10 protein-coding genes and 1 pseudogene are annotated in these 12,034 nt (G+C 71.3%); 5 read left to right on the top strand and 6 right to left on the bottom strand.

What is annotated here, in order from left to right; genetic code table 11:
* Window positions 1-50 precede the first annotated feature (50 nt).
* The 3 genes from E0L36_RS25820 to trpS form a co-directional block, all read right to left on the bottom strand.
* The gene (locus tag E0L36_RS25820) at window positions 51-1,076 is read right to left on the bottom strand and encodes a YihY/virulence factor BrkB family protein (RefSeq protein WP_180931741.1); all 1,026 of its coding nucleotides are present in this window, start codon (window positions 1,074-1,076) and stop codon (window positions 51-53) included.
* Between the two features lie 178 nt (window positions 1,077-1,254).
* Entirely contained in the window at window positions 1,255-1,932 is a 678-nt protein-coding gene (locus E0L36_RS25815; RefSeq protein WP_180931807.1) for a 2'-5' RNA ligase family protein, read from the bottom strand.
* A 168-nt stretch (window positions 1,933-2,100) separates the two neighbouring features.
* A complete protein-coding gene (gene trpS / locus E0L36_RS25810) occupies window positions 2,101-3,114 on the bottom strand; it encodes a tryptophan--tRNA ligase (RefSeq protein ID WP_180931740.1) in 1,014 nt (337 codons plus the stop codon).
* Window positions 3,115-3,731: 617 nt separating this feature from the next.
* Here trpS and rocD point away from each other — a divergent pair.
* Window positions 3,732-4,949 carry an ornithine--oxo-acid transaminase gene (rocD, locus tag E0L36_RS25805; protein WP_180931739.1) on the top strand — a complete coding sequence of 406 codons (1,218 nt, stop codon included), beginning with the start codon at window positions 3,732-3,734 and terminating at the stop codon, window positions 4,947-4,949.
* 124 nt (window positions 4,950-5,073) lie between these two features.
* On the opposite strand, the pseudogene E0L36_RS28615 reads toward rocD, so the two are convergent.
* A pseudogene (locus E0L36_RS28615) lies at window positions 5,074-5,852 on the bottom strand (XRE family transcriptional regulator).
* Between the two features lie 441 nt (window positions 5,853-6,293).
* On the opposite strand from E0L36_RS28615, the gene E0L36_RS25795 reads away from it, so the two are divergent.
* Together E0L36_RS25795 and E0L36_RS25790 are read left to right on the top strand one after the other, a co-directional pair.
* A complete protein-coding gene (locus tag E0L36_RS25795) occupies window positions 6,294-6,464 on the top strand; it encodes a hypothetical protein (protein ID WP_180931738.1) in 171 nt (56 codons plus the stop codon).
* Between the two features lie 160 nt (window positions 6,465-6,624).
* Window positions 6,625-7,434 (top strand): class I SAM-dependent methyltransferase, encoded by an 810-nt coding sequence (locus E0L36_RS25790; RefSeq protein WP_258016618.1) that lies wholly within the window; start codon window positions 6,625-6,627, stop codon window positions 7,432-7,434.
* 251 nt (window positions 7,435-7,685) lie between these two features.
* Here the strand turns inward: E0L36_RS25790 and E0L36_RS25785 are convergent, their stop codons facing one another.
* Complete coding sequence (locus E0L36_RS25785) at window positions 7,686-8,174, bottom strand: hypothetical protein (protein ID WP_180931737.1); 489 nt, start codon at window positions 8,172-8,174, stop codon at window positions 7,686-7,688.
* Window positions 8,175-8,944: 770 nt separating this feature from the next.
* Here E0L36_RS25785 and E0L36_RS25780 point away from each other — a divergent pair.
* Window positions 8,945-9,418 carry a hypothetical protein gene (locus E0L36_RS25780; protein ID WP_180931736.1) on the top strand — a complete coding sequence of 158 codons (474 nt, stop codon included), beginning with the start codon at window positions 8,945-8,947 and terminating at the stop codon, window positions 9,416-9,418.
* A 9-nt stretch (window positions 9,419-9,427) separates the two neighbouring features.
* Window positions 9,428-10,612: a glutathionylspermidine synthase family protein gene (locus tag E0L36_RS25775; RefSeq protein WP_180931735.1), complete on the top strand. Its 1,185-nt coding sequence runs from the start codon at window positions 9,428-9,430 to the stop codon at window positions 10,610-10,612.
* Window positions 10,613-10,732: 120 nt separating this feature from the next.
* Here E0L36_RS25775 and E0L36_RS25770 read toward each other — a convergent pair whose 3' ends face one another.
* The gene (locus E0L36_RS25770; protein ID WP_180931734.1) at window positions 10,733-11,836 is read right to left on the bottom strand and encodes a glycine betaine ABC transporter substrate-binding protein; all 1,104 of its coding nucleotides are present in this window, start codon (window positions 11,834-11,836) and stop codon (window positions 10,733-10,735) included.
* Window positions 11,837-12,034: the final 198 nt, after the last annotated feature.

The following is a 12,034-nucleotide window of genomic DNA, read 5'->3' as shown; positions in this document are numbered from 1 at the left end:
GTCGCGGCGACCCGTCGGGCGGCGGGCGGCCGGCGGGACGCCGCCCCGGACTACGGAGAGCGCCGGGGCTCGCCGGGTCCGTCGCGCTCCCGGTGCTCCGCTGGCTCGTCGCGCCGCCCGTGCTCGTCGCCCTCCCCGCGCTCGTCGCCTACGCCCCGTTCGTCGGAGTCGTCCCGGGGGTCGTCTCCGGAGGGCTCCGGGGAGGCGGTGTGCGCGGGGTCCGTGGGGTCGGTGGGCTCGGTCGCCGTCCACGCGGCGCAGACCAGCAGCAGCCGCGTCACCAGGCTGAGCCAGAGCAGCAGCGCGACGGGCACCCCGAACGCCCCGTACATGTTCTTCGCCGCGACCTCCTTGAGGTAGCCGCCCAGCAGCAGCTTCAGCAGCTCGAAGCCGACCGCGCCGAACAGCGCCGCGAGCAGGGCTGACCGCCGGGCCGGACGGACCCGGGGCAGCACCGTCAGCACGTACCAGAGCAGCAGGAAGCTGGCGGCGATGGCCGCCGCGTACGCCGCGACGCGCAGCAGCACGTCGCCAAGGCCGCCCTCCGCGAGCCCCATCCACTCCGACACCCGGCGGACCGCAGTGATCGAGAAGGCCGAACCCGCCATCGACACCAGGCCGACCGCGCCGAGCCCGAGGAGCACCCCGAAGTCCTTGACGCGGAGCAGCACCGGGTTGCCGGGGTCCTCCTCCAGGTCCCAGACGGTCCGCAGGCACTCACGGAGTGTGGCCACCCAGCCGACGCCGGTGACGAGCAGCATCGCCCCGGCGATCAGGCCGAGCGTCCCCGCGTGGTCCACCAGCGCCTGGAGGTCGAGCTGGCCCGAGATGCCGGGCACCTGGTCGGCGAGGAAGTCCTGGAACTGCCGCACCCGCGTGGGTGTCAGGAAGGCCGCGCCGATCGCGGCCCCGACGAGGATCATCGGAAAGAGCGCGAGGAAGCTGGCGTAGGTGATGGCGGCGGACAGCCTCGCCCACTTCCGCCGGTCCAGGTGCTCGTAGACCGCCCAGACCCGGGTGCGGAAGAGCCAGGCGAAGAACGGCCCGACGAACGGCAGCGTAGCCAGCTTCTCCATGGTCCCCTCTCTCCATGGTCAGCGTGGCAGACGCACGCGCGGAGCGCGGACGGGACGGGGCTGCTCCCGGACGGGACGGGCCACGGACGGGAGAACCTCAGAGGAGACGGGCCACGGACGGGGGCGCGCGGGGAGTGCGGCAGCGGACGGGCGGGCGACGCGGCGTGACTCAGGTCACTCAGGCGAGGGGGGCGACGGCGGCCCCGCCGTCGCAGGCCGAGGAGGGCCAGGTGGCCTGCCGGGGCACCGCTGGCAGACACGGCCCCGTGGAGGGGGCGCCGGACTCCGCCACCGGCGGGGTGGCGGCGCGCGCTCCGGAACCGGGGATCTCGGCGGCGGGGGGCGGGCCGAAGGTGAACTCGCGCCGGAGCCGCCACACGCAGTCGGCGCCCTGCTCGTACAGCGCGAACCCGCCGGCCGTCCAGTCGGCCTCGAAGTCGGCCAGCTCGGCGTAGGCGGTGTCCATGGCCTCTTCGGAGATGCCGTGCGCGACGGTGACGTGCGGGTGGTACGGGAAGTCGAGCCGCCGCGACAGCGGTCCCTCGGCGTCCCGGACCCGCTCCTGGAGCCAGGAGCAGGCGGAACCGCCCTCGATGACCTGGACGAAGACCACCGGGGAGACCGGCCGGAAGGTGTCGGTGCCGTGCAGCCGCACCCGGAAGGGGCGGCCCTGTTCGGCGACGCGGGCGAGGTGCTCCACGATGGCCGGCCGGTCGGCGGCGTCGACCCGGGTCGGCGGAAGCAGGGTGATGTGCGTGGGGATGCCGTGCGCCGCCGGATCGCCGAAGCTCGCGCGGCGGCCCTGTAGCAGGGTGCCGAACGGCTCGGGAACCGCGACGGATACGCCGACCGTGATGGGGGCTGTCTCTCGCACGTGGCTCTCCCTTCTCTCCCTGGACTTCCCCGGGTGCTCCCGGGGCCTCGACCCCGGCCCGTCCGGCGGCGTGGGCCGGGCCACCGGCCCGGAACCACCGTCTCCCGGAGACCCGCCGGGCACAGTGTGCCTTGTGTGCCCCCCGCGCTGTCAGTGCCTGGCGGGAAGCAATCCCACCCTGTCGTAGGCGCGCTCCAGGGTGTCCGCGGCCACCGCTCGCGCCTTGGCCGCGCCCTTGGCGAGGACCGCGTCCAGCTCCGCCGGATCGTCCAGGTACTGCCGCGTGCGCGCCCGGAACGGTGTCACCCACTCGGCGACGACCTCGGCCAGGTCGGTCTTGAGCGCGCCGTACCCCTTGCCGTCGTACCGGGCTTCCAGCTCCGGGATCGGGTCGCCGGTGAGCGTGGCGAAGATCGTGAGCAGGTTGCTGACGCCGGGCTTCTTCTCCTCGTCGAACCGGACGACCGTGTCGGTGTCGGTGACGGCGCTCTTGACCTTCTTGGCCGAGACCTTCGGCTCGTCGAGGAGGTTGATGATCCCCTTCGGCGTGGACGCGGACTTGCTCATCTTCACCGAGGGGTCCTGAAGATCGAAGATCTTCGCCGTCTCGCGCGGGATGTACGCCTCCGGGACGGTGAAGGTGTCACCGAAGCGGGCGTTGAACCGCTCCGCGAGGTTCCTGGTCAGCTCGACGTGCTGCCGCTGGTCCTCCCCGACCGGGACCTGGTCGGCCTGGTAGATCAGGATGTCGGCGACCTGGAGGACCGGGTAGGTGAAGAGCCCGACGGTCGTGCGGTCGGTGCCCTGCTTGCTGGACTTGTCCTTGAACTGGGTCATCCGGGACGCCTCACCGAAGCCGGTGAGGCACTCCATGATCCAGCTGAGCTGGGTGTGCTCGGGGACGTGGCTCTGGAGGAAGAGCGTGCAGCGGTCCGGGTCGAGTCCGGTGGCCAGCAGCTGGGCGGCGGCGAAGCGGGTGTTCTCCCGCAGCTCGGCCGGGTCCTTGGGAATCGTGATGGCGTGGAGATCGACGACCGCGTAGAAGGCGTCGTGTGTCTCCTGTAGCTCCCCCCACTGACGCACCGCACCCAGATAGTTGCCGAGGTGGAACGAGCCCGAGGTGGGCTGGATACCGGAGAGCACACGGGGACGGTCGTTTGCCATGAACTCATTGTCTCAGGTTCCTCCGGGTGGCCGAGCCGGGCCCGGCAGTGATGTCGGGCACCGCGACGCACACCGGGGTACGGCCCACCCCGGCCGCACCCCGGTCGCGCCGCCGCCCGGTCCGCGCCCCCGGGCAGCACCGGCATGCGCCCGGTTCCGCGCCCGGCCCCACGTCCGGTTCCGCGTCAGACCCCACGTCCGGTTCCGCGTCCGGCTCGCGCCCGGGACGTCGCGCCGCGTCGCGGGCGGACGGGCACCGGTGCCCCACGGAGGCGGCCGGGCGTCGGCTCGTCCGGGTACGGACGGTGCGCGCGCCACCGGAACGGGTACGGACGGTACGGGTGCGGGCAGGACGGGTGAGGCGCGGGAAACGTACCGCGTCGGACGCACGACACCGGGACGGAGGGGGCGGAACTCCGGTCAGCCTGACCGAAACTGACCTTGCGCTACTCGGTGGCGTGCGACGTGTCCGGGTACGCCCGTCCCACGGGCGGTTTTCCCGGTGCTGTGCCTCTTCGCGGCGCGCACGCCGGACGGTAGAAAGGGCAGCGCCCCACCGGGCCCGCACGACGCTGTGCACTCGCCACACGAGTGCCCGAGTGAAACGGAGACCCCGTATGACCACGACCGCCGGGCTGATCGCCGCAGCGGACGCGCACAGTGCGCACAACTACCACCCCCTCCCCCTGGTCGTCGCCTCGGCCGAGGGCGCGTGGATGACGGATGTCGACGGCAATCGGTATCTGGACATGCTGGCCGGTTACTCGGCGCTCAACTTCGGCCACCGCAACCCCCGTCTGATCGCGGCGGCCACGGCCCAGCTGGACCGCGTCACCCTGACCTCCCGGGCCTTCCACCACGACCGCTTCGCGGACTTCTGCACCCGCCTCGCCGAGCTGTGCGGCAAGGAGATGGTGCTGCCGATGAACACCGGCGCCGAGGCCGTCGAGACGGCGGTCAAGACCGCGCGGAAGTGGGGCTACCAGGTCAAGGGCGTCCCACGGGACAAGGCCAAGATCGTCGTCGCGGAGAACAACTTCCACGGCCGCACCACCACCATCGTCAGCTTCTCCACCGACGAGGAGGCCCGCGCCGACTTCGGCCCGTACACCCCCGGGTTCGAGATCGTCCCCTACGGCGACCTCGCCGCGCTGGAGAACGCCGTGGACGAACACACCGTCGCCGTCCTGCTCGAACCCATCCAGGGCGAGGCCGGGGTGCTGGTGCCGCCCGCCGGATACCTCGCCGGAGTACGGGAGTTGACCCGGCGGCGCGGGGTGCTGTTCATCGCCGACGAGATCCAGTCCGGACTGGGCCGCACCGGCGCCACCTTCGCCTGCGAACAGGAGGAGCCGGACGGCGTCGTTCCCGACATGTACGTGCTGGGCAAGGCGCTGGGCGGCGGCGTCGTCCCCGTCTCGGCGGTGGTCGCCGACCGCGACGTGCTCGGCGTGTACCAGCCGGGCGAGCACGGCTCCACCTTCGGCGGCAACCCGCTGGCCAGCGCCGTGGCGCTGGAGGTCATCGACATGCTGCGCACCGGCGAGTACCAGGAGCGGGCCCGCGAGCTGGGTGAGCATCTGCACAGCGAACTCGGCCTGCTGACCGAGCACGCCTCGGGCGCCGTACGCGCCGTGCGCGGACGGGGACTCTGGGCCGGGGTCGACATCGACCCGGCGCACGGCACCGGCCGCGAGATCTCGGAGAAGCTCATGGCCAGGGGCGTCCTCGTGAAGGACACCCACGGGTCGACGATCCGCATCGCGCCGCCCCTGGTGATCTCCAAGGAGGACCTGGACTGGGGTCTCGAACAGCTTCGCGCCGCCCTCTCCTGACGCGGAGGCCCAACTCCCCCTGAACAACGGTCACCAGACCACGGCCGGGGGCGGCGCCACCGCCCCCGGCCCGGAACCGTCCGCCCCCAGGCGGACGGTTCCCCACCCGACCCACGCCCGGGGGCTATCCAGGGGTCCGGCTGTACCGGGTCATCGCGTCCTGGGACGTGGACGCCTCCTGGAAGACCAGCTCCCACGGCCCCGTGTTCACGTCGAAATCCTTGCCGAATCCGATCCACTTGCCCACCATGCGCCGCCCGGTCGGCTCCACGAGGAGCTGAAGTGCCCCGTGGTAGTGGGCCCCCGCGTAGTAACCGTCCTCCGCTGTCTGCTCCCGCCAGGTTCCGGTGACCACGTTCCGGTCGATGGTGAGGTCAACGGAGAGGGGGGAATCCGGGTTCGATGACGCGCCGTCGAGCGACCGTCCCGTGAGTCGTTCGCCGCGTTGGAGCAGCACGACGTGGTGAAGGCCGCGGAACATCGCGTCCCGGCCCGAGGAGAAGTACTCGTACCGGCTCAGCCAGATGCCGTGTAGTTCTCACGTGCCGCGTTGAGTACCACCTGCGGACTGTCCCCCGGGGAGCCCTCACTGTTCGTACCGTGCTGCATGTCATGCCCTCCTCTGCCATCGCCCACGACCCGCGCCGCGGGCACCGGGAGTACGAAGCCCAGTGACTCGACGGGCAGACCAGTGACGCTCTCCAACGCTCGGGCGTAGACCTGGCGGGGCCATCGGCTCACACCGCTTTCCCACCGCTAAACGAGGCGTTTGGACGCCTCGTTGGGTTCGTTGGCCGCGTCCCCCGCGCGACGGATCGCGCGCGCCAGGTCGTCCTGGCTCATCCGCAGGGAGATGCGCACCGCCCTAAGTGTGTCGTTCGGAACCCCCGATGGTGTCGTCATACCTGGACGTCCTCCCCCAACTCCCCTGTCGTGACACCAGTTTGACGCCCGCGTGTGTCACCGACCGGACGCTCAGAGCGACGTCGTTCTGCCCGGTGGACCGCTCCAGCATGGAGACGTGGCGAGTAGGTGCGCGGGTCCACCTGACCCCGCCGTGCCCACCAGCACCGTTCCTCCGGCCTGACCTCGCCGCTGAACAGTCACCCAGTGATCAGTGGAGAAGGACGGATGAGCGACTACAGCGAGTACCAGGACAAGGCGAGCGGAAGCCGGGGCGGTCGGCACAGCAAGAGCGGCGGCGGAAGGCACGCCGTACCCCCTCCGGGGGAGACCAGGGTACGGACGGGGGGTCGTCCGGCTGCATGGTTGTCGCGCCGTTATCGGCCGTGCTGGTCGGTATCGTGATGGCAGCCCTGATACGAGCCCGAAAGCGGTAGCCCCATGAAGATCCGCACCGAAGGCGTATGCACCGATCCCGAGTGCCACAATCCCGAGCCCCACGCGGATGACCAGGGAACGCGGTTCTTCGGCGTTCCGGCGTGGCTCTACTGTTTCGTCACGGTCATGGGCCTCGGGGTGGCTCTGCTCGGCTACACCTTCGCCACCCGCTGATCCCGCACCGCTCCGTCCGCCGCCAGACGGGGGCGGGATGGACCGTCCCTGGTACCCGGACAGCGGGGGGCAGGCGGGCCAACGGGGGTGGGGGTGGGGGGTGTTCAAGGGTTTCGTGGGTGTCTGGTTGCCGGGGGCGGCCGCGACCAGAATGCGGGGCATGTTCCCCATAGCGCCCGAGGTCATGACCTACTACTCCACCGCCGCCGAAGCGCTGCGGCTGACCGCCTCCGCGGACGGGCGGCTGGAGTTACTCCGCACCCAGGAACTGCTGCGCGCGCGGCTGCCCCGGCCTCCCGCGCTCGTCCTCGACGTCGGTGGAGGTCCCGGCACGCACGCCCGCTGGCTGGTGGGGGACGGCTACCAGGTGCGGCTGGTGGACCCCGTCCCGCTCCATGTCGAGCAGGCCCGCGCCCTCCCCGGCTGCGCGGCCGAGCTGGGGGACGCGCGTGAACTCCACGCCATGGACGGTTCGTTCGACGCCGTGCTGCTGCTGGGGCCGCTGTACCACCTGGTGGAGCGCGCCGACCGGGACCGGGCCCTCGCGGAGGCGCACCGGGTACTGCGTCCCGGCGGGCTGCTCGCCGCAGCCGGAATCAACCGGTACGCCGCCCTGTTCGACCACACCGCGCTGGCGCATCTGCACCGGGACAGCGTGCGTGAGGAGGTCAGCGCCGCTCTCGGCGGCCCGGCGCGGGACGAGAGCGCCACCGTCACCACCGTCCACTTCCACGGCGCGACGGAGCTGGGCACGGAGGTCACCAACGCGGGGTTCACCGGTACCGAGGTGCGGGGCGTGGAGGGCCCGGCGTGGAGTCTGCTGAAGGCCGCCGAACAGGTCGCCGGACGGCCTCTGGACGACAGCGCGCTCTTCGAGTCGGCGCTCACCGCCGCCCGACTGGCCGACCCCTACCCGGAGTTGCTGGCCGCCAGCTCCCACCTGCTCGCCCTCGCCAACAAACCCGCCTGAGCCGCGCCGATTTCGCCGCCGAGCAGCGGTCGTCGCGGACCGCGCGGCGCGGGAGGTCCCGGCGTGCGGCGGACCGGCACCGCGCCTCCGCCCGCCCGGCGCTCGCCCGTGGGCCGTGGCCGTGAGCGCGGTGAACGCGTGGTGTGTGATGGGGGGTTGGCGAAGCCGTGGGGGTTGCCGCGGTGCTCGCGGTCCCCGTGGGCGGGTCGTCCGCCCACGGGGACGGGGGCACGCGGAGCGTGCGGCGGCGGTCAGCGGTCGTCGATGACGCTGAGCGCGGTGCCGCTCCTGATCTCCACCTTCGCGGACACGCCCTTCTTCGCGGCGGCCTCCAGCTGGCCCTCGGTGCACTTGGTGGCCGCCTGACCGTTCTCGTCACCGCAGATGTCGCCGCTGCCCTGGATGTTGGTGGACGTGGAGGTGAAGAACGCCTGCTTGGTGCCCTTCTGGTCGCTCACCGTGTACTTCCCCGGCGCCATGTACGACACCTTGCCGAACCACGTGCCCGTCGCGCCCTTGCCACCCTTGCCGTCGCCCTTGTCCCCGCCGTCGCCGGACCCGCCGCCCTTGTCCTCGCCGTCGCCGCCGCCGGAGGTGTCCTTCGCGTCCTCCTGGGAGGAGCCGCCGTCGGACTTCTCGCCCCCCGAGTCGTCGTCGCTCTGGCAGGAGGTGAGCAGAGCGGTGGTCGCCATCAGGGCGACGGCGGTCAGGACCGTCTTACGGCGCTGCGTACGAAGCATCTTCCGGGATCCCCCTGGTGATCGGTGGCACGGCTGCCCAACTGCCGTACGGCCGTGCGCTGGTGGTCGATCAACATCCTTGCCGACTGCCACGATCTCGGGGAAGGACTGTTACCGGGTGATGACACAACGGGGCTCGCTGTGGCGGATCCTGTGTTGCCGGGGCCGGAATTCGCCCTGTACACAAGGGTGTTCCGGAGGCGGAGATGCCGGATCGCCGGGTGTTACCGGGAGGGCTCGCGGAGGACTCCGGGAGGGCCTCGGGAGGGCTCCGGAGGGGCCGTGGAGCCCCGCTGGGCGCGGCCGGGGCCGCCGTGTTCCGCCCGGGCGCGGTCCGGGATGGCCGGCCCGGGCGCGCCGGGATCCCGAACGGCTCCCGGCGGGGGTTGTGTTGGGATTCTGTACTGAATCGGTGCCGCCCCGGTTCCAGGTGCGGAAAGAAAGGGGCAACCGCCGTACGCACGGTTCCCCGGGCCGCCTACTCTTGCCGTGTCCCTGTCCACTTCGCGCGGGACCGCACGGCCTCCCGGCCATCCCAACACCTGGGCACCCACCGTCGCATGACGGTCGTTCGGCCCGTCCGACAGTCGCTGGGGTGGGGGCTGGGCGGGTGGGGTCCTCGGCCGGAGACATCCGCCGGGCACGAGCCGGAGCCGACCACCGGCCGCCCGTCCGGCGGTCCACGCCGACGCGGACGGGGAAGCGCCGGGACGCACACGCGTCCGGCGTCCGACGGGTCACATCAGCCGACGTCACGGGGGAGACGAGAGATGGCGCACCGGAAGCTTCGTTCCAGCACGGTCATCCTGGGGGGCATGGGGGCGCTCGCGATGACCCTCACCGCCTGCGGGTCCTCGGAGCCCGACAAACGGTGTGTGGACCGCAACGACATCACGGGGTCCGGCTACCGGGTGCTCAGCGACAGCGAGTGCCGGGCCGGCGGCTCCGGCGGCCTGAGTTCGAGCGGTTCCAGCTCCAGCGGGCTCAGCTCCAGCGGTTCCAGCTCCAGCGGGCTCAGCTCCGGCGGTTCCAGCTCGGGGTACGAGACCGACGACCCGTACGGCGAAGACGACGGCTTCAGCAGTGGTTCCGGTGGCTCCGGTGGTGGCTACGGAAGCCGGACCGATCCGCAGTGGTACTACGGCGGCAAGGGCTCCTCCTACGCCACCAGCGGTTCCTTCGTGAAGAGTTCCGTCTCCTCCGGCGGCTTCGGCTGCAAGGGCGGCGGCAGGGTGGGCGGCTGAGGGGGCGTCATGGAACGGCACACCATCACTCCGCGCCCCGGTTGGCAGCGGATCGTCGAAGAGCAGGGCTGCATCTACGAGTTGACCCGGTACCCGGACGACTCGCTGCGGCCGTACTGGGATGAGAGCGCCTACTACTCCTTCACGCTCCCGGAGATCGAGGCCCTGGAGCGCACGGTCGAGGAACTGCACCGGATGTGCCTCGCGGCGGCCGACCACATCGTCGCCGAGGACCGGTTCGCGGACCTCGGGCTGACCGACCGCCGGGTCACCGCGCTGGTCAGTGAGTCCTGGCGACGACGTGCCGAACAGCCGTCCATATACGGTCGGTTCGACCTGCACTACGACGGCACCGGTCCGGCGAAGATGCTGGAGTACAACGCGGACACCCCCACCTCGCTGGTGGAGGCGGCCTCCCCGCAGTGGTTCTGGATGGAGGAGCGCTTCCCCGACGCCGACCAGTGGAACTCCCTGCACGAGCGGCTGGTGGACGCCTGGCGGGAGCAGGCCGAACTGCTGCCCCCGGGGGCGCCGGTGCACTTCGCGCACTCCGTGGAGGACGAGACCGGCGAGGACCTGATGACCGTCGCCTACCTCCAGGAGACCGCCCGGCAGGCGGGGTTGGAGACCGAGGCGATCCCGGTGGAGGAGATCGGCTGGGACGGGCTGTCCGGGCGCTTCGTCGACCAGCGGCTGCGCTTCATCCGCTCCTGCTTCAAGCTCTACCCGTGGGAGTGGCTGGTCACCGACGAGTTCGGGCCGCGGGCGCTGGACACACTGGACAACGGCGGTGGCACCGGCACCACCCTGTGGATCGAGCCCGCCTGGAAGATGCTGCTGTCCAACAAGGCGCTGCTGGCCATCCTGTGGGAGCTGTTCCCGGACCATCCGAACCTGCTGCCCGCCTACGTCGACGGTCCGCGCGAGCTGGCCGCGACGACGGGGTACGCGGCCAAGCCGCTGTTCGGCCGGGAGGGCGCGGGCATCACCCTGCACGAGCCGGGTCCCGAGGCGGTGCTCCGTTCCGAACCGGCCTGCTACCAGGCGCTGTTGCCGCTGCCGACGTTCGCCGGGAACCGGGTGGTGCTGGGCGCCTGGGTGGTGCGGGACGCGGCGGCCGGGCTGGGCATCCGCGAGTCGGCCGGGCTGGTGACGGACGGCTACGCGCGCTTCCTGCCGCACATCGTCCGCTGAGCCGCCCCGGGGGAACCACGGGGGCCAGCCCCCCGTACCGGCGGACGGCCGGGGCGGGGGGTGTGCGGGCCGAACGTGCGGGCGGGGGCGACCGGTTGGACGTGTGGGTGGGGCTCGGGGTCAGGTACCCCAGAGCCAGACCTTCCAGACACCCTTGTTCTTCTCCACCCACTCCTTGGCGGCCTCGCGGGGACTCAGCCCGTCCTCGGTCATCCGCTTCGCGACGGAGTTCTGGTCGTCGGCGCTCCACTGGAAGTTGCGCAGCAGCGTCGCCGCCTTGCCGCCGTCCTTGCTGAAGTCCCGGTTGAGGTACTTCTCCAGCTTGGTCTCCGGGTAGCCGCAGTCGACCTTCTTCTTGTTCTCGTCGCAGCCGCCGTAGTGGGAGGGCAGCCGCACCTCGGTCAGTTCCACCTCGGCCTCGACCCAGTGTGGGCGCCACCAGTAGGTGAGGAAGGGCTCGCGCTTCTTGGCCCGCTTCCGGATCTCCTTGAGCTGGGCGTCCTCGCTGCCGGTGTAGACGGTGGTGAAGTTCAGGTCGAGGTTCTTCAGCAGCGCCTCGTCGTGGGTGAGGAACTTCCGGGAGCCTTCGAGGAGTTGGCCGGTGGCGCCGGATCCCTTCCCGGCGGCGGAGTCGGTGGTGTCGTTCCCGTCCGAGGGGCCTGCCCCCTTCTCCCCGCCGGTTCCCTCGGAGTCACCGGATCCGCCGGAGTCTCCCGAACCGCCGGTGTCGTGGCCGGTGTCGGACGGCCCGCCGTCTCCGGAGCCGGGCTTCTCGTCCTTGCCTCCGGGGGCGAACAGGTGGGAGTTGGCGTTGAGTTTGCGCCAGTCCGTCACCTCGGGGTGCTTCTCCGCGAGGTAGGTGGGGACGTACCAGCCGATCTTCCCGTTGATGCCCATGCTCCCGGCCGAGACCACCGTGCTCTTGTCGTGCACGTACTCCCGTCGGAGGTCCTGGTGGCCCCAGTCCTCCAGCATGGCGTGGGCCTTGCCGGTGTGGAGCGCCTCCCAGGCGTCCCGCTCGTCCAGCTTCCGCTCGGAGACCTCGTAGTTCAGTTCCTCCTCCAGGAGGTAGCGGGCGACGGCCACGTTGGCCTCGCCGCCAGCCCAGGAGGGGACGGTGAGAACGACCTTTCCCTCACTCTTCGCAGTCTCGGAACCACAGGCACTGAGGGCCAGGAGGGCGAGCGCCGCGAGCAGGGCAGGGCTCTTACGTATCCGAGACATACCGTTCTCACCAGTCATTTCGGGTGCGTGGAGGGTGCCAGTGGAAGGAGTTTAGACGGGCCGCGACGAGGAACGGGAGAGGGGTTCACCGACTTCTGATCAACTACTCTGCGTCAACTTACGTAGCAGACTGGGACGTTACGCGCGGACGCTCGGCCCGCCCCGGCAGCGACGGCCGGGCGGAGGCCGGTGGGGCCC

The organism is Streptomyces sp. AJS327, from assembly GCF_013450295.1.
Taxonomy (GTDB): Bacteria; Actinomycetota; Actinomycetes; order Streptomycetales; family Streptomycetaceae; genus Streptomyces.
The sequence above is the reverse complement of the archived record's forward strand: the minus strand, read 5'-3'. Positions and strand labels throughout refer to the sequence as shown.

Bases quoted from the DNA above. Each gene is read 5' to 3' on its own strand.
- E0L36_RS25780 (WP_180931736.1), top strand. From the start codon at position 8,945: ATGGCGCACCGGAAGCTTCGTTCCAGCACGGTCATCCTGGGGGGCATG.
- E0L36_RS25790 (WP_258016618.1), top strand. From the start codon at position 6,625: ATGTTCCCCATAGCGCCCGAGGTCATGACCTACTACTCCACCGCCGCC.
- E0L36_RS25820 (WP_180931741.1), bottom strand. From the start codon at position 1,076: ATGGAGAAGCTGGCTACGCTGCCGTTCGTCGGGCCGTTCTTCGCCTGG.
- rocD (WP_180931739.1), top strand. From the start codon at position 3,732: ATGACCACGACCGCCGGGCTGATCGCCGCAGCGGACGCGCACAGTGCG.
- E0L36_RS25795 (WP_180931738.1), top strand. From the start codon at position 6,294: ATGAAGATCCGCACCGAAGGCGTATGCACCGATCCCGAGTGCCACAAT.
- E0L36_RS25770 (WP_180931734.1), bottom strand. From the start codon at position 11,836: ATGTCTCGGATACGTAAGAGCCCTGCCCTGCTCGCGGCGCTCGCCCTC.
- E0L36_RS25775 (WP_180931735.1), top strand. From the start codon at position 9,428: ATGGAACGGCACACCATCACTCCGCGCCCCGGTTGGCAGCGGATCGTC.
- E0L36_RS25785 (WP_180931737.1), bottom strand. From the start codon at position 8,174: ATGCTTCGTACGCAGCGCCGTAAGACGGTCCTGACCGCCGTCGCCCTG.
- trpS (WP_180931740.1), bottom strand. From the start codon at position 3,114: ATGGCAAACGACCGTCCCCGTGTGCTCTCCGGTATCCAGCCCACCTCG.